Here is a 22,921-nt window from a genome sequence, read left to right as displayed (position 1 = left end):
ATCTACATATGGACTAAAGTGGACCGCAACCATTACCAGACCCGGCTCCACCTGCAACCTAGACAACCTTCACCAACACCAGTCTCTTTCCCAAGGCGGAATCCAAACGCCCTCCGCCTTGAGGATCGGCAGTACTTTCTCCGCAAAGTCGCGAATCGCGTGTTCTGACCAAATCGGAAAGGACAGCGCGAAGCCATTAAGACAGCCGACCTGATACATCTTCAGCAGGCCCTCGGCGATGGTCTCCGGGCTCCCGACGAGACGGAACAGGCCCTGACCGATTCCCCAGTGCTCGAGGATCTCCTTCCTGGAGAGTCCGGCATACATGTCGGCGGTCTCCTTCACGCCTCCCGGGTCGGCTGCGGCGTCGTAGTACTCCGCGACCGCGCCCCAATCGAGTGAGTCGACGACCGACCGATAGAACTCCCTCGCCTCTTCGTCGGTGTCTCGCATGAAGATCAGGATGGCGAACTGCGAGACGACGTCGTCCTCCTGCCGTCCGTGCTGCACGGCCCGCGCCCGCGTATCTGCGAGGAGCTCGGCGCCCGTCTCCGGATCCATCGCGATCATGAAGTTGTAGTCCGTGTGTTTCGCCGCGAACTCCCGACCGCGCGGTGACCCGCCGGCCTGGACGATCAGGGGCCACGGCTCCTGCAAGGGCTTCGGACCGACGATCTTGCCCTTCGATCGATGGAACTCCCCCTCGAAGTCGATCGGCTCATCGGAGGTCCATAGCGCCTTGACGATCGTGATCAGCTCATCGGCTGCGTCATAGCGATCCTGGTGAGACGGGAAGTCCACGCCGAAGACCTCACCGGTGTACTCGCCTCTGGGTGGGATACCGGTGACGACGTTCCACCCCCAGCGCCCACCGCTGAGCACGTCCAGATTTGCTCCGAAACGGGCGATAGCCGCCGGTAGGTACGTCGTGGTGTAGATGGTCGTCACCACGCCGATGCGCTTCGTCGCGGCGAACAGGTACGGGGCGAGCATTATCGGCTGCAGCAGCGGATCCATGTGTTTGGCCCGCGTGCTCTCCGGCCCGTACGGGATCGGGAAGTCGAGCATGAAGATGTAGTCGAATCCAACTTCCTCGACGAGACTCGCGAGTCGCTTGTGCATCTCGACGTCGAGCCAGTCGGGGTTCGCGTCGGCGACACGTTTGGACGTGGTGTGGAGGCACCCGGTCGGATGGAAGAACCCGAGGCGCATTGACTCGACGAACTTGTTCCTCTTTCTCACTGCCGTCTTGGTCAATGTCGATTCTCGACTCATGGTTGTCTTTCCTTTCGGTCTGCGTTCGGAACGGCCTAGGCGCGAAGGCCCATCTTCTTGAGCCGCGGCATGAGCTCGTCTTCGACCTCGTGGACTCCCTTCATGGGGTCGAGGAACGACAACGCAACCGCGTCCTGCATGTGGTCGTCGGCGAGGTCTCGCAACTGCTCGGCGACGTCGTCGAAGCTGCCCATGAGGTGGATCCCGCCGAACCCGATGGCCAGCTTTCGGTAGTTCGCCGTACCGACGAGCTCCTCGAGCGAAGCGTCGCCGAGCCGATCGGCGATGGCGGTGTCCAGAAGTCCTTCCGCCTCTCCGGGCTGCTCCAACGCCTCCCTCACGATGTTGTCTGCCGCAGTCGAGTCGATCGCCGCGACGAGCTCGTCGTACTCCGCCTGCGCCGACTCCGCGGTCTCTGCCATCGTCACGAACACCTGGACGAGCATCTTGAGTCGCCGGCCGTAGTTGTGCGCGGCGTAGACCCTCGTGCGTTCGACGTGCTCGGCCAGCAGACTCAAGTCGTCTTCGGAGGCGTTGCAGAGGAGCCAATCGCAGTGCTTCGCTGCGAAGTCCACGGCGCCTTCGGATGCATCGCCACAGATCAGGATCGGTCGCGGTTGACGCGTCGGCCTGGGGCCGACCATTCCGACACGGGTGGACTTGAAGTATTCGCCTTCGAACTCGAACGGCGTCGTCAGGGACCACCAGTGCTTCATCAAGGTGACGAACTCGTCGGCGATCTCGTACCGGAGGCTGTAGTCGGTGTCCAGGCCGAACACCTCGGCATCACGACGACTCCAACCGGGAACGATGTTCAGGCCCCAGCGTCCGTTCGACACGTGGTCGAAGTTGCCGCCGAATCTGGCGATGTGCAGCGGATGGGCATGCTCGTTCATGTGGATCGACGAGAAGAGCGTCAGGTTCTCGGTCACCTGGGCCAGTGCCGGGGCGGTCGTCAATGAGTCGAGGCTGTCCTCGTGGAAGCCGATCTCGCCGGCGTATCCGAAGCGCCGCTCGAATGGGAGCTCGAAATCGAAACCGGCGCGGTCCGCCGACTCCACCAGCGCCGAGGCCCGGGGCCATTGCCAGTAGTCCCGGAAGCGGTCGCGGTCCTCGAGGACCGCCCTCGACGCCACGGTTCCGCAGGACGCGTTCCAGCCCCAGAGACCCACCAAGAGGCGATGCGGGCTCTCGAGGTCGGGCTGACCGCCTGGATCGAAGGGGCCTCGGGTGATAGCCACTTTCTGATGGAATTTTCGCTGCGGCTGCAGCGTCTGGAGCGCGACGGTCTGGGTGATCTCCTCTTCCGGTTGCTCCGCGCCCTCGGGCGAACGCGTCTCTGTCGTTTCCGATGTCACTTGCGTAGCCCCATCTTGCGAAGCCGGGGGATGATGTGGTCCTCCAGCTGGTGGATCCCTCGCAGTGGATCGAGCCAGCAGAAGAGCTGACCCTCCTGTCCGTAGTCGGTGTGGAGCATCCGGATGTGCTCCGCGACCGAGTCGTAGCCGCCGACGATTTGACGGCCGGCGATGCCGAGTCCGTAGCGGACGAAGTTCTCGGCGCCGACGGCCTGCTTGAGCGTCGCCGTCTCGCCGCCGAGTGGCAGTGAGAACGATGCGCCTGTCTTGGTGCCCGGCTGGTCGAGCCCGCGGTACAGGTGCCAGCTCGTCGCCAGCTCGTCCATCATTCCCTGCTGCTCGGCGAGAAGGGTCTCGGCCTTCTCGTCGGTCTCCTCCCAGATGCAGTAGCAGAAGCTCATCACTCGGACCTGGCGGTTGTACTTCTCCGCTTGCTCCTTGGCCCGGTTGGCCACGTCACCGAGGTCTTGCGGATCCCCGCTCGGGTTGGCTGCGAAGAGCCAATCGCAGTGCTTCGTAGCGAAATCCATGCCGGCCGGCGAGTAGCCGGCGTTGACGAGGACCGGCCGGGGCTTACGGCTGGGCTTTGGCGTGACCCAGATGTCCTTGCCGGTGAAGTAGTCGCCCTCGAAGTCGAACGGCTCGTCCGCGTACCAACAGTGCTTCATGAACGTGACGAATTCGTCGCACACGTCGTACCGGAGATCGTGGTCCATGAACGTCTCGCCGAACATCTCGACTTCGTCGCGAATCCAGCCGGCGACGATGTTGAGACCCCATCGACCATCGGACATGTGATCGATGGCCGCTCCCCACTTGGCGAACTGCACCGGGTGATGCTGATACCCGATGTGCGCTGTCGACGGCAGGAGGATGTTCGAGGTCAGCGGGGCGAGTCCAGCCGCCACGGTGAGGAAGTCGAGGGTGTTCTCGTTGTACTCGGTGATACCGCCATGACCGAGCCAACGCCCGAACGGCACCTGGAACTCACAGCCGATTCGGTCCGCCTCTTTGATCAAATGGGATGCGGCAGGCCATTGCCAATAGTCACGGCGCCTCTCTGGATCTTCCATCACAGCGATCGTCGGGGCTCCGCCGCCTGCAAGGTTCCATGCAAAAACTCCCAGGTAGACAGAATTCTGACTTTCGAATTTAGGCTGCCCCTGCGGATCAAAAGGACCCCTAATTTGTTCTACTCGTTTTGCCATGATCTTCTCGCACACATACCACTGCCAGTTACAATCTTGCGCAGTCTATCTCGCGCCCACAACGTGGCCAGGCCGCGCAATGACTGGCCAAATCTACTTGACAACATTCATCATCCGCTCGCGGTCGATCGTCGTAGCGACCGCCAAAATCACCACAAATCCGACGATCATCATTCGAGTAAACGAACTGACGCCCATGATACCCAGGCCGTTGCTGAGAATGCTGACTATCGCGACACCCAGAAGCGTCCTGTGGACCCCACCGACTCCTCCGCTTAGCGCTGTTCCGCCAACGACGATGGCAGCAATGCTATCCAGGAGAAAGTTCGCACCAACCTGAGGTGAGCCTGAGCCAAGACGCGCCAAGATGAATGCACCAGCCACGCCGGCAAACGCACCTGAGACCGTAAATGCGTAGATCTTGTATCGTCGAACGCGAATTCCGGATACGGTCGCCACGGCCTCGCCCGCGCCTATAGCCGCTATGTACCGGCCAAATCTGGTCCAGCTTCCAACGAAGATTAGTACGGCCGATGACGCTAGAGCGAACAGCGCGGCATTTGGAAGATTGGGGATGAATTGGCCGATTGCTAGTTGTCTAAATGGCGGATTTCCAACGGGGACCGAGCGGCCTTGGAGCAGGTGTAAAGAAAGCCCGCCAAAGATCGAAAGAGTACCCAGCGTCACCAGAAAGGATGGAAGCCGAAAATAGGTCGTTATCAGGCCGTTGAAGAGACCTGTCGTCATGCCGACGGCGATCGCGACAGGCATAGCCCAATACCCAATATTGTAGTCGCGCACCAACACCGCGGCGAGCGCCGACGCTAACGTTGCCGCCGATCCAACTGACAGGTCGATCCCGCCCATGAGTACAACGAACGTGGCTCCCAACGTGATGAACAATAACGGAGCCGCTTGGGACGTAACAATCGTGAAATTCGAGATAGTCAAGAATCGGGGTTCGAGTACGCCGAAGAATATGACGAGGACAAGTACTGACACAAATGGCAGTATCCTATTCCTCAGGCCGGACGACAACTGGAAGGAGGGCCAGCCACGAGCAGCTAGTTCGCGGCGCGACTCTGAATCCGTCTGTGTCGAATAACCGTCGTCTGTACTCAAGAGTTACCCATTTCAGCGAACTGGAGCGCACCAATCATGTGGCTAATGATTTCTTGTTCACTTGGTTTCTGATCCGGCGGTGCGTCGACCGTTGTGGCGATAGTCCCCGAGTTCAGCACAAGTATTCGGTTACTCAATCCTACTAGCTCAACCAGGTCGTCGCTAATCAGAATTATCGCCGCCCCACTTCTGGCGAGATCTCGAATGATCCGGTAGATCTCGGCCCTTGCACCTACATCGACCCCCCGAGTTGGATTGTCGAGGATGAGGACCACGGGTTCTCGACGCACCCACTTCGCTACAGCTATTTTCTGCTGATTTCCACCGCTCATAGTAGCCGCGAGGGCGCCAGGCGTACCCCTTATTCTGAATTTCTCGACAGCGTCTCGCGCCACTTGTCGTTCTCTGCCGAGGTTCCATACACCGAGCCTATTGGTAAAGCCCAATCGATCGCTTTCGCCGCTCGGCAGGGAAATATTCGATGCGACGGAGAAATTCGCGATAATCCCCTCGAATGAGCGATCTGGTGGCACATAGCCAATCCCGGCAGCCTTAGCCTTCGGAGGCGTCAGTCTGTTTACTATTCCAGTGCCGTTGATCTCAATTGTCCCGCTATCCGGCTTCGACAGTCCGGCCAGTACTCGTCCAAGTTCAGATTTCCCGGAGCCAATCACTCCGCCAAGGCCCAATACCTCGCCCTGCCTGACCTCGAAACTAATGTCCGACAACTCACCGGTCAGGTTCAGATCAGTGACTCTGACGCTGACCGGCTTCCCGGTCACCTCGACCTGCTCACCTTCCAAGTAATAGTCCTTCTCTCTGACCCTGCCGACCATCAGCTCGTGAAGTTCAGTTGGCTCCGTCTCGTCCGCCATGACCTCGGCAGCTAGGACTCCGTCCTTCATTACATATAGGCGACTGCATACCAGGAAAATCTCGCTCAGCCGATGCGATACGAAGACGACAGATGATCCGCGCCGCTGTAGTTCGCGCATAAGAGCCAAGAGGGCCTCAACCTCAACGTGAGACAGGCTTGTGGTGGGCTCGTCAAACAGGACGACGCTCGACTCGAGGCCTAAGACTTCGGAAAGCATCGATGCTTTGGCGACCTCCAGGGCTTGCCGAACTGCGAAATTGTACCGGTATGTGGGTTGGGTGACATCAATCTCGAGCCGCATCTCATGTGCAATGCGTTTCGCCTCGCGAATCATCGCTCTCTTGTCCAGGACAGAGCCAAATCGGGCGAACTTGTCTGCGTGACCTAAGAAGAGATTCTCATAGACAGGTATCCCTGGAATAACTGCGGGATCTTGAAAGACTCGCCAGATTCCGAATCGGTTGGCCTCTAGATAGTTCCTCGGAGCTATCTCTCCGACGCCGTTGAGCAGGATTTTGCCCGAGTCCCGACGTTCTGTCCCTGACAGTATGTTGAGTAGGGTGCTCTTTCCGGCACCATTCTCACCGACGATACCTACGATCTCCCCTCGGTTGATTTGCAACGAAACATGATCCAACGCGACTACTGCGCGAAAGGACTTACAGAGCTCGCGGACCTCTAGGACTGGCGCTTCTAGCACTGGCACTCAGATGTCCAACCTTTCTGTGCCCTGCCTTGCGGCAAGACGAGAATTGACCGGCGTCCTCTCCTCGGGAGAAGTTATTCTGGAACCGGGACACCTTTGTAGCTGAAGTCATCCATCCTGATCTTGTAGTGATCGGCATACATCTGGGTTACTTGTTCCATCTCGCCAGCCTCCAGAGCTCTTACGTACTCAGGCGGGCCCCAACCTTCGGGCTTTTCAGAGATTACCTCGCCAAACGGTGCCCAGTGATCCTCGAGGACGAGAGCGCGGAGTTGGTGCATCGGGTCCCAATCGTCAGGATGGTGAACCTTCGACATCAATACTGGGTCGAATGGGAGGTTGTCCGTCTCAATGAAACGTCGCTTGACCTGCGCTACATTGTCCTGAAGTACGGGGATAGCCCCGGCTATTCCCATCTGCCTTTCGGGTGCTGAAAGCTTCACCCCGTTTAGAGCGTCGAAGCACCTCACAACCGGTGCCACTCCGAAATAGGCTGGTGAGTGGAATCCAGTCACATAGACACGTCCGTCTTCTATCATGTCAAGGACGTCTCGATTGCCGTCCTGGCCGGAGATAAGGACATCAACTCCGGGCGTCATTCCGAGGCCTTCGACCGCCGCGACTGCGCCTGCTGCCTCGCCGTCGTTGTCGCACAGGATAACGTCAGGCATGCCGACCGCAGCGACCATGTCCTCAACGGCCTTCTGCGCATCGACCGGGTTCCACTTTCCGTCCTGGCTGGCCAAGAGTTCAACGTTGGGGAACTCATTCTTCAGGACGTTCAGGGTCGTGACTTTCCGCGTGGTTGCCACTGAGGCGCCAGTAAGGCCCTCAACGTATATTGCCGTACCCTCTCCGCCAATCGCATCAAGCACTATCCTGGTTGTCCGCGCAAGATTCTCCGACTCGAACAAGTCGAGATACCACACGTAGTACTCGCCTGCGTCAAATGGCGTGAACCACGGATCAGTTACGAACATGTTTGCAAGGTACGCCTCGTTCGCGGTACATGCTTCGACGATTGGCCGAAGGTCTGAACCATCAACATTGCCCTGGATAATCATCTTTGCACCGCCCGCTACAAACTCCTCCACCAGGCTGATATGCCGAAGCACATCCTGATTTGACGAAGTTGCCGCGTAGTCGAGGCCGAGGATCTTAGCGGCCTTTCTAGCCCCATCGTCCTGATCGAGGAAGTAGGCCTGCTCAACCCGAATGATGTTGGCGACTTGCCCACTCTTCGGCACAACGATTGCGGTGGTCGACGGGCTGCCAGGCGCCGTTGTAGCCGTTGTAGTTGCGCTCCCTCCAGTGCTCGCCCCAGCGCAGGCGCTGAGTAGCGGCCAACCAGCCGCAGCAACTACACCTGCGGATGCAAGCTTCAGTAGATCGCGCCGAGACATATGACGCGAATCTAGCTCTTCAAGGACGGCGTCAGCAACCTTTTTGTCACTGAAATCGGGCACGTTGATTCTGGGCCGTTTTACCATCTGCTCTAACCTCTTCCCTCTTCTGATATCTCTTTTCTTTCATTTACTAACCCGGGGACCTAGGTTCCGGGGAAATTTATATGTTCTACTTTACGTGACAATCGAAGTCAGTCTGAACTTAAGAGTGACCAAATCCTCTCGGCAAGTATAGTCGTGTCGCCTCTCCGGGCGGAAGACCTGGCAGAAATCTGGCGGAGCAACTAGGCCGGCCCACCGCGTGCTTTTGGCCAACTCTGGATCAAGGCAGAGGAGATCCGATTCACTTATTGCATAGCAGTATCTACGAATACCCTCAGCCGTGAATGGTGGCGCTGTTAGCGGAACTGATTGAGAACCAACCAGTGGCCCCACGAGGTCGTCAAGCTGTGAACTCATCGAGAAACTCTAGTGTTGTTATCACTCGTCCGAATTTGGGGATGATATTCTTGAGCGAGAACTCGTTGTCCTCAGCATCGAAACTCGCGCAGCAGTCCTCAAGTACGATATTTGCGAAACCCCTGTCGGCGGCATCTCGCACTGTCGCCTCGACCACCATGTTCGTGGCAACACCGGCCGAGACAATTGTCTTGATTCCGGCAAGTCGAAGAACAAGGTCAAGGTCTGACTGATAGAAGGAACTGACTCGACGTTTGGGTACAACGATTTCGTTCTCGATCGGTGCAACCATTTCGTGGTGCTCGGCACCCCAACTGCCTTCGGTCATTGCGTCTGCTGTCTTGATTGAGTCGAAGATTGCCATTCCCTGGCCTACCTCGGGGTGACCTGCTCGATACTGGTGAGCTACATGGACCACTAGCATCCGAAGCTGCCGGGCTCGCTCGAGAACCGCATGGGAGTTCTCGAGGACGCTCCTCTCTCTGACGACATCTGCAAGTCCCGACTTTCCGAAGAGACCTTCCGGATGAACAACGTCGTTCTGGAGATCCATCAGTACGAGAGCAATCTCATCCTTCTTCATCTGTCTGTACCCACCATCCCTCTATTGGTCCATGTTCGGCACGCGATCGACGGTCCCGCGTATGCTCCTCAAGCTGCTTGGTGACGCGGCGCCTCGCACCAAGACGGTGGCCCGGGCAGATCCTTGGGCTTGAGGGTCTAGCCAAGCTCCTACCGACCCGGAGACGGCCGGTACCCCCCCTGATGGTGCCATCGCGCTCTCTTCCCACGGGCCTAAACCGCTGATGATGCAACATTAGCACGCGAGTCGTCCTTGTGCTTGCGTATAATGCATAGGTGGATGCACGGTACGTCAAAGCCCTTCTCGAGATTGCCAGAACTGGGAGCATGACCGTTGCGGCCACACATCTCAACATCTCCCAATCCGCCTTGTCCCGCCAGGTCAAACGGATCGAGACCGAACTTGGAATCGCTCTGTTTGACCGGGTCGGTCGTGGGGTCAGGCTCTCTGAGGCTGGTGAAGCTCTGCTGAGACACTGTACGGATTTCGTGCAGAGCGAGAGTTCATTGTTTGAAACCGCCAGGCAACTGCGTGGGGGGCGACTCGGGAACTTCAGTATCGGTGCAACCCCGTGGACGATCGAACGGCTCATCGCTCCGTTCTTGCAGACCTTCCGCAAGGACTTTCCGAACGTGGAGTGCAAAGTGGTCGAGGCCGGAGGAGCGAAGGTCGTCGAGCTTATCGAGGCGCATGAGATCCGACTCGGCGTCGCATTCATAGGGCCGTCACCGCGACTTGTGCAGCATCCTCTCGTCGATCTCACCCTCATGGCCATCAGACCTCAATCGAGGTCTTCGCCTTCTTCGGGGCTAAAAGCAATGACAATACAACAAGCGTGTACCTTCCCTATTCTGGCTCTCAACGAGACGTTTGGGAGCAGACTTCTCTTCGATTCAGCCTGTCGCATCGAGAATCTCACCCCCGAAATCGCCTTCGAGACCTCAGCTCCAGACGCTGCGCTCGCCATGGCCGCCGCCGGCGAAGGATTGGCGATTCTCCCGTCATCTGTCGGTCTCCGTGGCATGGACCTGGGCGCAGTCCCCCTCATCACCCACGCTGGCGCGGCTCTGACTCTCCAGTTGGGCGCGGTGCACGACCCGCAGCGGAAAGACCCTGGCTATCTCGACGCGGTAATCAGCAATCTCTCAACACTCGCTCGAGAAACCATGATCTAGCAACAGGAGCTTCACGGTGGGAAGACAGCTCACGGCAGCCAACCTCTGACGCTCTCATGCCATGTGGCGACAATGGCGTCGAGATACTCGAGCGCATCTTCGATCACATACAGCCCCCGAGTCGGTGACGGGGACCCGTTAGTTGGTCCAGCTGATGTGTCCCCCGTTCACCGGACTCGGTTTGTGAAAGTGGTGGTGTCCGAATCAAGAGGGAGATGGGGATGCGCGGTGAACGTTGCCGCGCCGCAAGGCTCGCTTACTCGCCGGAGTTTCGTTCGATGGTCGTGGAGCAGATGAGCGATGGTCGCTCGGCTGGAGAAGCTGCTCGCCGAGGCGGAGCTAGACAAAGCGATGCTGAAGGATCTCGCGGAGGGAAAATGGTGACCCCGGACCGTCGGCGGGCTGCGGTGGTGCGGCTGCAGGACCGGTTCGGGGTGTCAGAGCGCCGGGCGTGCGCGGTGGTGGGCCAGCATCGCTCGACCCAGCGGCGACCGGCGGCCGTGCGCGCCGATGCCGATGTTGCCTATGGGGAGTGGCTGTGCCGCTTCGGCGCAGTACCACGGCTGCTGCAGCGGATGAAGTCACAGCAGACGCGAATGCGAATCCGCCGGTCCAAGCCAGGGATGCGGTGGCGCCGGTCGCACTCGGCTACGCCGACGACAATCCGAATACGAGCCCTGCCAAGGAGGACATGAACAGATCCTCGCGTCCCGTTCTCTATCCGCGGCGGGCGCCCATGCGGTGAAGGGCTGGCGAGTCATGCCGCGGTTGGGCGTGTGTTCGGCCGTTCAGGCGGTGATGGAGTCGCAGCGTTGAGTGATCGCTACCAGCAGGCGGGTGGTGATGCCGCTGGACCTGTCGCCGGGGGACAGCGCGTCGATCTCGGCTTGTAGGCAAGCAGGTGTGTTTGCTGCGATGCGCTGTATCTGTTCGGCGGCCCAGCGGACATCCACGCCGATGTCGCGGGCGAAGCTGCGCCAGTCCTCGCTGCGATCACCGTGACCTGCTTCAAACCGGCCGCCGAGGGACATGGCGAGGTGGATGTCGGCTGCAGGGAGGTCGGTGTAGGGCAGCCACGAGGCTGTGTCGTACAGCGGCGCCAGCCGGCAGACGGCGCCTGGCAGGTGCAGCAGTGCATGGTTCTTGGCGTGCGCGTCGTCGGCGACGATGACCCAGCAGTACACAAGCCGCTGGAACCACGCCGCGCCGTCGCGAGCGCGAGATGCTCGGCTACGGCCTGCCCTGGGTACACCTTCATCGAGGGCTTCAAGATGTGCGTCGTCGGCTCGTCGCCCAGCGCCTCGTGCCAGCGGCTTCCGCTGCGCGAGCCAACATCGCGGCGCGTACCCCGCCGACGCGCACGCGCAGCACAGCCGACGTCATTCCAGCGAAGCCAGAGCGTCCTGGTAGCCGAGACGCGTCCGGTCGGCTTCGCGCACAACCACATCGCATCCCAACGCGACACAGATCTTGATCAGGCCGTCCAGCTGTATCGTCAGCTTGCCCGCCTCGGCATCGCATACCAGCTTGCGCGATACCCCCGCCGCATCCGCGAGCGCCTGCTGGGTGAAGCCCGACAGTGCCCGCCGCGCAGCGATCACGCTTGCCAAGGACCCTGCCGAGCGCACTGCCAACGCTGCCCGAGCCGCCATGGGCGCAGTCGACCGACTTGTCACCGTTCGCATACAAATCTCGAAATTCCACCGATCGTTTACAGCCCTCCCGCGTGCAACCGAACGCAAGGACCGTTCCCAGTCGGCAAGGACCAACATGCGTGCCATGTTCTTGGGGTGGCAGCGCCGGCGGGGATGGCTCACACCGACGTGGCGCGGTCTTGGGCGCTGTTGTGGCCTTCTTCGGGACTGGAAGGCGCCAAGGAGGTCGTCCTTGTGCCGCGGGGGGCGGTCTACAGGAACGTCAGGTTCGCGACGAACAGCGCCACTATGAACCCGATCACCGTGTAGTGGTGCACCTTGACCGACCGCAGGTCTTCCTTGCGCTCGACGCGGTCCGCCTCGCGCAGCGCAGCCGCCTCCGCGCGGTCCGCTTCGCGCAGCGCTAAGAGCGCGTCGAACCTCTGGTCGATGCGATCGAACCGCTTGTCGACCTGCTCGAACCGCTTGTCGACCTGCTCCAAGTCAGCCTTGGTGGCCAGGTCCGACAGCGGCGCCGGCGCCAGGCACGACATCAGATACTCCGCGAGCGGCTCGCCGGTGTGCTCACGGAACCAAGCGTAGAGCCGAGACCGATCTTCCTCCGACACACTCACCCCCGAACACACACCCACCGGCGCGCCGTCCCGCGCTCAACATTGGGAGACCGTAGGGACCGCGCTGCCAACGGGTCAAGCGGTTTTCGACACACGTCAGTCATTTCGGCACGCGAGAGGCCCGGCAGCGGTTCGCAGCCCAAGAATTGACGTACGGGTCAACTTCGCACACGCGATACTCGATCCCGACCGACCTTTCGAACAGGCGATCATCAACGAGTACTTGCCCGGTCAAGGCATCGCTCCGCACATCGACCGCGATTGTTTCGGTCCCGTCGTGGCCACCGTGAGCCTGGGGTCCGCGGTCAACATGGACTTTCACTGCGACGCCACCGGCGACGACTACGTCGAGCGGCTTGAGCCACGCAGCCTCCTGCTCATGCACGGAGACGCACGCTCGGGTTGGCGCCACGGCATCGCCAAGCGCCAAACGGACAACTGGAGTGGGCAGAAGATCCAGCGTCACCGACGCGTCTCCATCACGTTTCGCACGATCACAGAACCGGTGCGCGCTGTGGGGCGGTCTACAGGATCGTCAGGTTCCCGACGAACAGCGCCACGATGAACCCGATCACCGTGTAGTGGTGCACCTTGACCGACCGCAGGTCTTCCTTGCGCTCGACGCGGTCCGTTTCGCGCAGTGCGCCAAGGCTTGAGGCTGGGAGCTTTGCTCTGCTCATACAATGTGAATGACCAAAATATTGGTCATTGATATTCTTCGTGCATGCGAGGCGAACGAGACGTCCTGACGCCTGAGGCTCTCGGTTTGGCACTGCGTGACGCCAGACGCGCCGCCGGGCTGAGCCAGAGCGAAGCCGCTGAACGCGCTCAGACGACTCGTGCCACGATCAGCGCCGCCGAGCGTGGGCAAGGCGGTCTCGCATGCCGTGTGCTGCTCGACCTCGCTCGCGTGTACGGGTGCGCTGTTCGTCTCGCCCCCCGCGACCAAAACCCGCTCCTTGTCGAGGTGCTCGCACGAGCATCCTCGCCTGATCCGATCATCCCGCCATGTCCAGCGACTCGCTAGCGGTTCTCCTGCACGGCACACATGTCGCCGATCTCGTGCGTGGACGCGGACGGCTCGGTGCACGGTTCGTGTACCAGCCTCACGCAGCCAGACCGGTCTCCATGTCGCTGCCGGTCACGCAACGCCCCTATAGCGCTGCACGCAGTGAGCCGTGGTTGCAAGGACTGCTTCCTGACGACGCACGCGTCCTGCGGCGTTGGGCTGACGAGTTCGACCTGTCCGACGCGACAGCTTTCTCGAATCCATCATCACGGCGCTGCATCGCGAATCGGGGCGATGGGGCAAGCCGTACGGCGCAACCCCTTCGACGCACATCCTCAAACCGCAGATCAGCGTGGGAAGCGACAGCCGACGCATTGCGGATGCCCGCCGAGGATGTGATCGAACGCGCAGAACAACTCGCTGAGCTGATCCCGGCGGCGTTTCTAGAATCCGTCAGCGCGGTGACTGAGGCTGACTCGGTGTAGGCCGAGATGAGGGCACAGCACCGTCGTCACGTAGGGCGTTGATCTCCCACACCATCAGGCGCCGAGGGCTGTGACGGTGATGGCGATTGTCAGGAACGCGACCGAGGCGGCGCCCGCAAGAGAGCACCGGTGCTCTACCCCGGTGATTCAGCCTGGGTCTTGCACGGATTGCGGCGCGGGCGGTGGCCGATTGGGGTCGCAGAAGGGAATGCCTCGGCGCTCGAGCGTCAGATCGTTGAGGTTCTCGCCGATGGCCTGCCCGGCTGTCCACGCCGGCTGGCCGATGGTCGCTTCGGCGTAGGCATCGATAAGAGAGCAGCGCACTGCGTTGCCGCCCGGGGTGTCGTCCAGGTTGACCGCGCTGAGCGAGACGAGGCTGGTGAGCACAGCAACGGGATCGCGGCGGCTGACTTCGGCGAAGCGCCAGTTCGCAAGCAGTGTCAGCGACATGGCGAGGGCCAGGGTGGCCGCAACGAGGCCGCGCACGATCCGGTTGGTGGCGCGGCCACGCAGGGCAAGGTCGAGCACGGCCAGGCCGGCCGCTATGACCAGCGACCACGCAACCTGGGCGAGCAGCGTTTTCCGCCAGGCCTGACCGACGGGAGGCTGACGCTGCTGCGCCCACGACGTCAGGCCGGCCAGCGACGCTGACAGCACTGCCAGCGATCCGCCGAGCAGCAGCGAGACACCAGCAAGCCGTCCCGAACTGCCATCTCCTCCCCCTGCCGCCTCACTGCTGTGCAACGTGCCCAAGGTGTCCGGGACCGGACGCTGCCACGCTGCTGCTGCCGCCAGGACGACAATCCCGACAACCACGAGCGCCATCAGGGCATTGGCGGCCAGATCAGCCAACCCGAGTTCCACCCCGGCATCACGGGCGAGATCCGCGTTGAAGTGCCACCCGATCGCCGGGAAACCGGTCAACAGCCGCGGCCAAGCAGTGCTGAAAGCGTCCGCAGACAGGCTGAGGTCCGAGCCCTCATAGCAGCCGCCATCGGAACACTGGAATGCGATGGCGATGCGGATCGGAACGAACACCGCCGCGAAGCCCGCCGCCTGGGCGACCCATCGCCTGGTTGCTGCCGTGGCAAGCGCTGCCCGAAGTGTCATTCGCGACGCGAAACAGCGTGCCGCCAAGAACACCGCGGCGATGAGCGGTACCAGATAGGCCAGGTCGTAGAACATCGCGGCGAGCGCCCCCGAGGTGCCGTTGGCGATCAGCACGGCGCCAAGCGCCAGCGGGTACAGCACCACCAGCGAGGCGTGTTGCCGCACGCCGGCAGATCGCGCCAGCGCCGAGACCATCGCTGTGGCACCGAGAGCCATCACCGCCACCAAGGTCAGGCGCAGCGCGCCCAAGACGATGTGAGGCACCACGGCGGTGGCCTCCCCGGCTTCGTAGACGAAGCCGTGGACGAGCATCTCCCAGAACCGCCCGACCGGCCGGAAGTTCCCCCCGAGAAGAAGTTGTCGGTGCCGCGGGCGGCATCCATCGCCGCCCTGAAGGGGTTCGCGTCATTGGTGAGCGCCCTCAGCTACACGCTGCGACGCTCATCCGCGACGAATGCGAGCCCTGCGAGCGGAAGCACCACGAGCACACTCGGCAACCAGCGACCGCAACGGCGGATGGTCCGCATCAGCGAGCTCATATCAGCAGAATGCCGGGCCTACCGTGGGTGTGCCCGCGTGCTGGCCAGGCTGGGAGCAGCGATGAAGCGACCACGAGCGACGCTGATCATGGTGCTCGCCGTTGCCGTTGCTCTTGCAGCCTGCACGTTTCAGGCAGGCGCGAACGATCCGAACAAGATGAGCTATGTGGTGGTGCCCCACCCCGATGACGAAATCCAAGCGTGGTCGCTCATCGAGAACTCCACTGGCAACTACAAGGTCTTCATTGTCCTGAACAGGGGTGAGCAGACGTTCTATTGCGGCTCGCCGGGATACGACGAAGGCACTGGCGAGATACCGCCGGATCCATGGCCGCAGGGCAAGTGGACACCGTCGTGCGAGTCCGCTCGCACGAACTCGTTCTTCGGCTTCATGGAAGCAATGGCACGCACCGACAGCGCGCTTCCGGCTTCCTTCACCTACGCAGGGGTGAAGGGCCCCTTCGACTCCTTGGGAACCGAGGTATGCCGCTTCGACGACGGCGACTGCGTCAGCGATCTCACTGCCGAGGTCTGGACGTCGCACATCGCTGCTGTGGTGTGGTTCAACCTCGGCGACGGCGATGTGACCGCCGACGAGGTGAAGTGGGCGATCACGACGGTCCGTGACAACCGGACCGCCCTGGGCATCAACGACACGTTGCGAAACCACAACCTGATCGGCGCTGGCTACTGGAACGGCACCTATCCCGGCTGTTCCGACTACGCCCATGCCGACCATGGCGCCATGCACGAAGCGCTGTGGAACACCGACTTCGACGTCGGATATCAGGCCGCTCCGACATGCAAGAACGACCCGAACGTGACTCGCATCGAAGAGGTGACCTACGACCACTTCCATGATGCGTTCGAGATCTCGGGAAACACGCGTGTCGGCTGGCACCCCGTCCACTACGGATGGCTGCTGAGCGGCGATCCGGGTTACTGGCCCGGCGACTACGAGAGCCAAGACATCGAGTTTCATCGCATTCAGCACTTCTGGATCCGGTTCCGCTAGGAGCCGGGCTCGGGAATTTCAATCGTCGGAGGGAAGCAGTACGCCAAGCCGTGGCGCCCGCCCATGAAGCGATCGAGTTCGTTGCGCATCCGCCAGCCGGCGATCCACACCTTCTCGGGCGTCACCTCGCGATATCCGCCCGAGAGCGCACAGCGGATCTGGTCGCCCGTTTCGGTGGTGTCGACATGGATCGTCGACGTTGCGATCAGGCTGGTGAGTGCCGCCGTGGGATCGCGACGGTCGACTTCGGCGAACCTCCAATTCGCCAGCAGCGTGAACGCCACGCCGATGGCAAGCACAGCGGCTACGGCCGCCCGCAGCGCCCGGCGCGTGCGTTCTGACCGGGTCGCGAGGTCGAGCGCCGCGAGGCAACCCACAATGATCAGCGACCAGGCCACCTGGGCCAGCTGCGCCTCTCGCCATGCCTCGCCGATCGGGAGATCACGCCGTTGCATCGAGGCCGACAGCCCCGCGAGCGTTGCCGAAAGGACCGCCATCAAGGCCCCGAGCCCGATGAGCGCAGCAGCGAGGCGCGCGTGGGTTCCGCGGGGTTGTTCGGGGGTGGGCTGGTCGGCGGCGGATGTCTCAACGGCTGGTTCGGGGTTTGGGCGCCAGCCGCGGGCCACGGCAGCGACCGCGAACCCCACGATGGCGGCCAGCATGAGGAACAACAGGACGTTGGTGGCGAGGCCGGTGAGCCCGACGTCGACGCCGAAGAGCCGCGCGAGCTCGGCGTTGTAGTCCCAGCCGACCGGGGGCAGCCCCGTCGCCAAGCGTGGCAGCGCCGTCTCGAACACCTCGGGCAAGACGCTGAGGTCCGAAGCGGAGTAGCACCCACCCGGTGCGCAGCGCCGGGCGATGTCGATGCGGACGGGAATGAACACCGCCGCAAAGCCGGCGCTGAGCACTGTCCAACGGCGAACCGCCGCCGTGGCGAGAGCCGCTCGGAACGGCATCCGCGCGACAGCCACTCGGGCGGCAAGAAAGCCGGCTGCGACGATGGGCGCCAAGTAGGCGACGTCGTAGTACAGGACGAGCAGGGCGCCGAACGCTGCCATCGAGGCGTATTCGCGTTTGCGCAGCGGACGCGGTTCGAGATCGCGGTCGCGAGCGGTTGCAAGCGCCGCCGCCAGGATGAGCACGACCGACCCGATGAACGTGTGCGGGAACTGTGCGAGTCCGCCGATGATGCCGTTCGCCACCACCACGGTGCCCACCGCCAGCGGGTAGAGACTGACGAGTGACCGGTCGGCCGAGACGCCGGCCGAACGGGCGAGCGCGCTGACCATCTTCGCCGCGAGCACCGCGAGCAGCGCGACCACGACCACACGGACCACGCCGAGGACGACGTGCGGGGTAAGGCCCGTCGCTTCGGCGGACTCGAAGACGAGTCCGTGGACCAGCACTTCGGTGAATCGCCCGATCGGCCGGAAGTTGCCGATATTCAAGAAGTTGAAGATGCGCTCTTCGACGTACTGCGCAATGCCGAACAGGTTGACGTTGGTGTAGAACACCTGTTGGAAGAGGTGGAGGCGCTCGTCGGACTTGAGCGACATGCCGATCAGGGGGAGCACGACCAACACGGCCGGACCCGCGGTGACGAGCAAGGTGCGGCGGCGGGTTGTCTGCGGGGCGCGGTCCTTCGTGAGCGCTGTCATGAGGCGCTCGCTTCGGGGGCGGTGCTTGGTGAGTCGTCTGCGGGGGCGGCGGCCGGGGCGGCTGTGGGTTCGGCCGCCTGGTCGCAGTAGGGCACGCCGTTGCGTTCAGTCGTGAGCCGGTTGAGGTCGGCTCGGAGTTGTTCCGCGGCGATGTGGCTTTCGGGAGCGGATGCCTCGCGGTCGGCGTAGACCTCCAGCAGCAGGCAGCGGACGGCACTCGGCGACGCTGGGTAGTCGACACCGTCGGTGCGCAGGGGCCAATCGTTCAGCTCTGCGATGCCGGCCGCGCTGTCGGCGAGGCCCATGTTCACGGTGGATGCTGAGATCAGGGTGGTGACCGACGCGGTCTCGTCGTACCGGTCGATCTGGGCGAGCTGCCAATTCGCGACAAGCGTGAAGCCCGCAGCTACTGCGAGTGCGAGCGCCGCAACTGGCTTCAGTACATGTGCGGCGCGGCGGCGCAGAAACAGGTCGAGGCATGCGAGGACTGCGGCTGCGATCAGCGACCATCCGACTTGGGCGAGCAGCGTGTCGCGCCATCCTTGCCTGACGGCGAGGCCGAAGGGGAGCTGCTGCACCCACCACGACAGACCTGCGTACAGCGACGAGGCGCCTGCTATTGCCGCGCCCAACCCGCCGAGGGCCAGTGCGAGCCGGAGCTGTCGGGGCGTGTGTTGTTCGTGGGGGCCGGGGTCTTCAGTGACGTCGTCCGTGACATGGTTCGGGACGTCGTTCGGGGCGGCTCGGTGACGTCCTCGCAGTACTGCTGTGAGTGCAAGTGCAAGCAGGACCAGCAGGGCGACGATGAGCATGGAGTTGGCGAGCACTGCCCCGAACCCGAGGTCGAGCCCGGCGGCATCGGCACGGTCGCTGTTGGCAATCCAACCTGCCAGCGGCAGCGCTGACCCCAGCCGTGCCACCGCAGCGCCGATGGCAACGGGCCCCAGATTGAGAATCCAGCCGTCGTTGCAGGCGTAGTCGGCGGCACAGCTCTGTGCGATGGCGAAGCGGGCAGGGATGAAGACCACCGCGAAACCGGCCGTCAGTGCGGCCCACCGGCGAACTGCTGCGATACGCAGAGCTCTCCTCGGTGGCAACCCCGAGGCCACGCTGCGTGCGGCCAACAAGGCAGCCGCGACGAAGGGGGCCAGGTAGGCGAGCTCGTCGAACGCGGCTGCCGCTGCGCCCATGGCCGCCATGGAGGCGTACTCATGCCAGGCGACCGGTCGAACCGCCATGTCCCGGTCGCGACTGGTTGCCAGCGCCACTGCCAACACGACCGCCACAGCGCCGATGGACGTGTGGGGGACTTGTGCGAGGCCCCCGCCGAGGCCGTTCGCCACCAGCGCGGCTGCGAGCGCCAGCGGGTACAGCCCGATGAACGATCGGCCGGCGTGTGTGTGCGCAGAGCGCTGCAGCGATTCGATCAGCTTGAACGCGAGCACGGCAAGGAGGCCCACCATGGCCAGACGCACGGCGCCCAGAGCAGCGTGCGGTGCCAGGCTGAGGGCGTCGCCCGCTTCGATGGCGAGGCCGTGCACGAGGAACTCGACGAAGCGGCCGATGGGGCCGAAGCTGCCCTCGTCGAGGTAGTTCCCGGTAAGGCGCCAGGCCCGCCGTGCCGCCTCGAGCGGGTTGGCGCCAGTTGCGCCGGCATTGAGGTAGATGCTGAGCCGGTCTGCAGATTGCAGTGCGAGTCCGGCGAGCGGCAGGACAACGAGCACCGCCGGCCACGTCGGACGGAGCCATCGTCGGCGGCGCCTATTCGTGTCGAGTTCAGTTGCGGCCAATGAACGGGGACGAGTTGTTGACATCAGCCGATGTGTGACACGTGGTGCTTCACCGCTAGAGCGCCAGGTACATCCGGCGTCGATGCAGGGTCCCGACCACCAGGAGGATGACGCACGCGATCACGGCGGCATACGCCTCATGCACTGCGGGCGCCCCGACGGGCAGGATGTCCTCCATCAGCCGGGTTTCGATCGAGCGGTCGCCGATGTGGATGGACTTGCCAGCGTGCAGCAGGACCCGTTCGAACAGGTACACGATGATGGCGTTGCGGCCGAACGCGATGATCGGCCAGGTGATGCGGCGCCGGACCTTGTCACCCGTGGGGCTGTTGCTGGTGTCGATCAGCAGGTAGATCAGGCAGACGACGGCGAGTGCCGTGCCCGGCCGGTCGGTCTGGCCGATGCTGACACCAGCAGGGCCGGTAGGGCGAACGACGGGGTCAGCAGGCGCTTGTTGGGCGGGGCCCACAGCGATGCGGCGAGTCCGGCGAGGAAGCACGCCGAGGCGAGGGCGCCGATTCGCAGCACCGTGCCCGGCCGGTCGGTCTGGCCGATGCGGCGGATGACCATGCCGGCCGAATAGCCGTACAGGACGAACGCCGACGATGCAATGGAGAGCACCAGGCCTTCAGGGTCCCATCCCGCTTGGCCGGCCCGGTAGACGTGGCTGTCGGTCAGGATGGCTGTGTCGAACTCGAGGTAGGGGCTGCAGCGACCGATCGGCTCGCAGGAGATGAGGTCGAGGCCGAGGCCGTAGAGGATGAGCCCGGCGGTTGCCACCGTGATGAGCAGCCACATCTTGTCTGCGCCGAACATCGCTCGGCTTGCGAGGACGACGGCGGCGCCGCACGCTCCGGCGATGCCGATCATCTGGAGCACGCCGGTGAAGCGCAGTTCGGTGATGTCGAACCATGAGGTGCCGTAGGCGTTGTAGGCGATGCCGAGGACAACGAGGAGGATGAGGCGGCGGATCAGGCGGCGGTAGGTGGCTTGTTTGGATGGGTTTCGCAGCAGGAACGACAGGCTCAGGCCGCTGGTGACGAGGAACGCCGGGAAGATCCAGTCGTTCATCGTGATGCCGTCCCACTCGGCGTGGCGCAGGAAGGCGAAGTGGTCGCCGACGGCGGTGCTGGGCGTGAAGACCATGCCCATGAGGAGGAGGCCTCGGAATGTGTCGACTGATGCGAATCGGGCGCGGCGTGGTGCTTGAGGGATGTCTGGTCGTTCCGGGCCCACCGGGTCTGCGGGTGCGGCTGTTCGGTCTGGTTCGGCGGGAGGCGGTTGCTCGCCTGTGGGCGGATGCTCGTCGGGATCTGTCTTCACGATGAGCCAAGCCTCATGATGAACCGAGTCGAAGCGGTCCCCATCTGGACAGCGCGACCGGAGACGCAGCCCGCGGCAGCATACCTGTGGCTCCACTAGGGGTGGTTGACGTAGCGCTGTTCGTGGCGAACCTGACGATCCTGTAGACCACCCTGCTCAGGCTCGGCCCCGGTCAGGACTGATTGGCTTCGATGGCGGCGAGGGCGTCTTCGAGGGATTCGACGCCAACGACGGTGACTGAGGGCTCGGCAACGGCGACGGCTTCTTCGACCTGGGAGGCGGGTACCAGGAAGAGGTCCATGCCGGCTCGTACGACGGCGTGGGATTTCTGGGGCACACCGCCGATGGGCCCGATCGTGCCGTCGTGGTGGATGGTGCCGGTGGCGGCCACGTCGAGGTTGCCGGTGAGCGGTTCGGCTGTGAGCGCGTCGATGACCGACAGCGTGAATGCGAGGCCCGCTGAGGGGCCGCCGATGTTCTCGACGTTGAGAGTGACGTCGATGGGGAGCTCGGCGAACTCGACATGGGTGGTGACGATGACGCCGAGGAGTGCGACGCCGTCACGATCGGCCAGGGTGACGGTGACGGTGCGTGTTTCGCCGTCGGGGTCGAGGGCGGTGAGTGCCGCTTGAGTGCCGGGTTCGTTGGCCTTGATGGTCTCGGACAGCTGCTGCGCCGTCATGATGGGTGTGTCGTCGACGGATTGGACGATGTCGCCGGCGCGGAGGGCGTCCTCGGCCGGGGAGTCGGACATGACCCGTTCGATTCGGGCGCCGACCGGCGTCATGATCTCGTAGCCGAGGTGCTCGAGCGCGATGGCCACGGCGACCTGTGTCGACTGGTCCATCTGGAGGCGGCCGTCTTCCCGGTTCTCGGCGATGGTGCGTTCGCCGAGGATGTCCTCGATGTCGACGACCTCGAGGGCGCCGTCGAGCCAGCCGCCGATCACTTCGAACAGCGACGGGCCGAAGCTGGTGCGGACACTGACGAGGGAGATGGAGGCGTCAGAGGGGTAGGCGGGGTGGTCGTTGACTTGGACAAACTCCTCGATATCGGACGTGCCGCCGGGGGCGATGACTGCTTTGCTGAGCAGGCGGGTGGTGAAACCGCCGATGATCAGCAGCGCGAGAACGATCTGCACGATGACGACGGTGATGCTTGCGCGTGAGTACTGCCTGGGGCGCGGGTGGCCTGACGGGGTGGGTTCAGGGTGGGGTTCGGGCTCGTCGGCGGCGGCTGTGGCGATCGTTGCGGTGGGCGTTTCGGGGTCGGGTTCGAGGTCGAGTGACTGTGTTTCGGGTTCTGCTGGCGCGGTGGCGGGGTCGGGAGTTTCGGGGTCGGCGTCAGGGGCCGCAGGCGGTGGCGGCGAGGCGAAACCCGGGTCGTCGAGCGACCCGGCCAGTGCGCGCCAGCCGATAGCTGCGTCGTCCTCGTGGGGATCGTCGCCAGGTTCGTCTGCCGGATTGCCGCCGGGCGCATCGGTCACAGGCGCACAGCGTGCCATGCGCCCTTGTTGGGCCATGCGCGGTTCGGCCGGTCAATGGTGCATATTGG

General features: G+C 63.0%; 23 protein-coding genes. 5 read left to right on the top strand and 18 right to left on the bottom strand.

Features of this window, described 5'->3' with window-relative positions; genetic code table 11:
• Positions 1-69: 69 nt before the first annotated feature.
• From ACPXYO_RS02900 to ACPXYO_RS02865, 8 genes are all read right to left on the bottom strand, one after another.
• Positions 70-1,275, bottom strand: coding sequence for an LLM class flavin-dependent oxidoreductase (locus ACPXYO_RS02900; RefSeq protein ID WP_423916495.1), 1,206 nt, complete (start codon positions 1,273-1,275; stop codon positions 70-72).
• A 35-nt stretch (positions 1,276-1,310) separates the two neighbouring features.
• A complete protein-coding gene (locus ACPXYO_RS02895) occupies positions 1,311-2,633 on the bottom strand; it encodes an LLM class flavin-dependent oxidoreductase (RefSeq protein ID WP_423916493.1) in 1,323 nt (440 codons plus the stop codon).
• Complete coding sequence (locus tag ACPXYO_RS02890; protein ID WP_423916491.1) at positions 2,630-3,706, bottom strand: LLM class flavin-dependent oxidoreductase; 1,077 nt, start codon at positions 3,704-3,706, stop codon at positions 2,630-2,632. Before ACPXYO_RS02890 ends, ACPXYO_RS02895 begins: the two co-directional genes overlap by 4 nt.
• A 228-nt stretch (positions 3,707-3,934) precedes the next feature.
• On the bottom strand, positions 3,935-4,843 hold the full coding sequence (locus tag ACPXYO_RS02885) for an ABC transporter permease (protein WP_423916489.1): 909 nt from the start codon (positions 4,841-4,843) through the stop codon (positions 3,935-3,937).
• 116 nt (positions 4,844-4,959) lie between these two features.
• The gene (locus ACPXYO_RS02880; protein WP_423918656.1) at positions 4,960-6,540 is read right to left on the bottom strand and encodes a sugar ABC transporter ATP-binding protein; all 1,581 of its coding nucleotides are present in this window, start codon (positions 6,538-6,540) and stop codon (positions 4,960-4,962) included.
• A gap of 80 nt (positions 6,541-6,620) precedes the next feature.
• On the bottom strand, positions 6,621-8,036 hold the full coding sequence (locus ACPXYO_RS02875) for a sugar ABC transporter substrate-binding protein (protein WP_423916488.1): 1,416 nt from the start codon (positions 8,034-8,036) through the stop codon (positions 6,621-6,623).
• A 90-nt stretch (positions 8,037-8,126) separates the two neighbouring features.
• Positions 8,127-8,411: an FAS1-like dehydratase domain-containing protein gene (locus tag ACPXYO_RS02870; protein ID WP_423916486.1), complete on the bottom strand. Its 285-nt coding sequence runs from the start codon at positions 8,409-8,411 to the stop codon at positions 8,127-8,129.
• Entirely contained in the window at positions 8,395-8,994 is a 600-nt protein-coding gene (locus ACPXYO_RS02865; protein ID WP_423916485.1) for a cysteine hydrolase family protein, read from the bottom strand. The genes ACPXYO_RS02870 and ACPXYO_RS02865 overlap by 17 nt, the downstream gene beginning before the upstream one ends.
• 275 nt (positions 8,995-9,269) lie before the next feature.
• On the opposite strand from ACPXYO_RS02865, the gene ACPXYO_RS02860 reads away from it, so the two are divergent.
• Positions 9,270-10,169: a LysR substrate-binding domain-containing protein gene (locus ACPXYO_RS02860; protein ID WP_423916483.1), complete on the top strand. Its 900-nt coding sequence runs from the start codon at positions 9,270-9,272 to the stop codon at positions 10,167-10,169.
• Positions 10,170-10,957: 788 nt separating this feature from the next.
• On the opposite strand, the gene ACPXYO_RS02855 is transcribed toward ACPXYO_RS02860, so the two are convergent.
• The 3 genes from ACPXYO_RS02855 to ACPXYO_RS02845 all read right to left on the bottom strand — a co-directional run bounded on the left by ACPXYO_RS02855 (position 10,958) and on the right by ACPXYO_RS02845 (position 12,432).
• The gene (locus ACPXYO_RS02855) at positions 10,958-11,479 is read right to left on the bottom strand and encodes a HipA domain-containing protein (protein ID WP_423918653.1); all 522 of its coding nucleotides are present in this window, start codon (positions 11,477-11,479) and stop codon (positions 10,958-10,960) included.
• 69 nt (positions 11,480-11,548) lie between these two features.
• The gene (locus tag ACPXYO_RS02850) at positions 11,549-11,821 is read right to left on the bottom strand and encodes a helix-turn-helix transcriptional regulator (protein WP_423916481.1); all 273 of its coding nucleotides are present in this window, start codon (positions 11,819-11,821) and stop codon (positions 11,549-11,551) included.
• Positions 11,822-12,075: 254 nt separating this feature from the next.
• A complete protein-coding gene (locus ACPXYO_RS02845; protein ID WP_423916479.1) occupies positions 12,076-12,432 on the bottom strand; it encodes a hypothetical protein in 357 nt (118 codons plus the stop codon).
• A 70-nt stretch (positions 12,433-12,502) separates the two neighbouring features.
• On the opposite strand from ACPXYO_RS02845, the gene ACPXYO_RS02840 reads away from it, so the two are divergent.
• Positions 12,503-13,003: an alpha-ketoglutarate-dependent dioxygenase AlkB gene (locus ACPXYO_RS02840; protein WP_423918650.1), complete on the top strand. Its 501-nt coding sequence runs from the start codon at positions 12,503-12,505 to the stop codon at positions 13,001-13,003.
• On the opposite strand, the gene ACPXYO_RS02835 is transcribed toward ACPXYO_RS02840, so the two are convergent.
• Positions 12,963-13,118, bottom strand: coding sequence for a hypothetical protein (locus tag ACPXYO_RS02835; protein ID WP_423916477.1), 156 nt, complete (start codon positions 13,116-13,118; stop codon positions 12,963-12,965). The two genes, ACPXYO_RS02840 and ACPXYO_RS02835, sit on opposite strands and share 41 nt — an antisense overlap.
• Positions 13,119-13,162: 44 nt before the next feature.
• On the opposite strand from ACPXYO_RS02835, the gene ACPXYO_RS02830 reads away from it, so the two are divergent.
• Both ACPXYO_RS02830 and ACPXYO_RS02825 read left to right on the top strand, forming a co-directional pair.
• A complete protein-coding gene (locus ACPXYO_RS02830) occupies positions 13,163-13,465 on the top strand; it encodes a helix-turn-helix domain-containing protein (protein ID WP_423916475.1) in 303 nt (100 codons plus the stop codon).
• On the top strand, positions 13,447-13,932 hold the full coding sequence (locus ACPXYO_RS02825) for a HipA N-terminal domain-containing protein (RefSeq protein ID WP_423916474.1): 486 nt from the start codon (positions 13,447-13,449) through the stop codon (positions 13,930-13,932). The genes ACPXYO_RS02830 and ACPXYO_RS02825 overlap by 19 nt, the downstream gene beginning before the upstream one ends.
• A gap of 147 nt (positions 13,933-14,079) precedes the next feature.
• On the opposite strand, the gene ACPXYO_RS02820 is transcribed toward ACPXYO_RS02825, so the two are convergent.
• The gene (locus tag ACPXYO_RS02820) at positions 14,080-15,354 is read right to left on the bottom strand and encodes a hypothetical protein (protein ID WP_423916472.1); all 1,275 of its coding nucleotides are present in this window, start codon (positions 15,352-15,354) and stop codon (positions 14,080-14,082) included.
• A gap of 288 nt (positions 15,355-15,642) precedes the next feature.
• Between ACPXYO_RS02820 and ACPXYO_RS02815 the strand changes: the two genes are divergently transcribed.
• Complete coding sequence (locus ACPXYO_RS02815; RefSeq protein WP_423916471.1) at positions 15,643-16,596, top strand: hypothetical protein; 954 nt, start codon at positions 15,643-15,645, stop codon at positions 16,594-16,596.
• On the opposite strand, the gene ACPXYO_RS02810 is transcribed toward ACPXYO_RS02815, so the two are convergent.
• The 5 genes from ACPXYO_RS02810 to ACPXYO_RS02790 all read right to left on the bottom strand — a co-directional run bounded on the left by ACPXYO_RS02810 (position 16,593) and on the right by ACPXYO_RS02790 (position 22,853).
• Positions 16,593-18,254 carry a hypothetical protein gene (locus ACPXYO_RS02810; protein WP_423916469.1) on the bottom strand — a complete coding sequence of 554 codons (1,662 nt, stop codon included), beginning with the start codon at positions 18,252-18,254 and terminating at the stop codon, positions 16,593-16,595. The genes ACPXYO_RS02815 and ACPXYO_RS02810 overlap by 4 nt on opposite strands.
• Positions 18,251-19,978, bottom strand: a complete 1,728-nt coding sequence (locus tag ACPXYO_RS02805) for a hypothetical protein (protein ID WP_423916467.1) — start codon at positions 19,976-19,978, stop codon at positions 18,251-18,253. Before ACPXYO_RS02805 ends, ACPXYO_RS02810 begins: the two co-directional genes overlap by 4 nt.
• A gap of 121 nt (positions 19,979-20,099) precedes the next feature.
• Positions 20,100-20,300, bottom strand: a complete 201-nt coding sequence (locus tag ACPXYO_RS02800; RefSeq protein ID WP_423916465.1) for a hypothetical protein — start codon at positions 20,298-20,300, stop codon at positions 20,100-20,102.
• Positions 20,301-20,398: 98 nt separating this feature from the next.
• Positions 20,399-21,367 carry a heparan-alpha-glucosaminide N-acetyltransferase domain-containing protein gene (locus tag ACPXYO_RS02795; RefSeq protein ID WP_423916463.1) on the bottom strand — a complete coding sequence of 323 codons (969 nt, stop codon included), beginning with the start codon at positions 21,365-21,367 and terminating at the stop codon, positions 20,399-20,401.
• 172 nt (positions 21,368-21,539) lie between these two features.
• A complete protein-coding gene (locus tag ACPXYO_RS02790; RefSeq protein WP_423916462.1) occupies positions 21,540-22,853 on the bottom strand; it encodes a YlbL family protein in 1,314 nt (437 codons plus the stop codon).
• Positions 22,854-22,921: the final 68 nt, after the last annotated feature.

The sequence above is a fragment of the Candidatus Poriferisodalis sp. genome (assembly GCF_965237655.1).
Taxonomy (GTDB): domain Bacteria; phylum Actinomycetota; class Acidimicrobiia; order Acidimicrobiales; family Poriferisodalaceae; genus Poriferisodalis.
The sequence above is the reverse complement of the archived record's forward strand: the minus strand, read 5'-3'. Positions and strand labels throughout refer to the sequence as shown.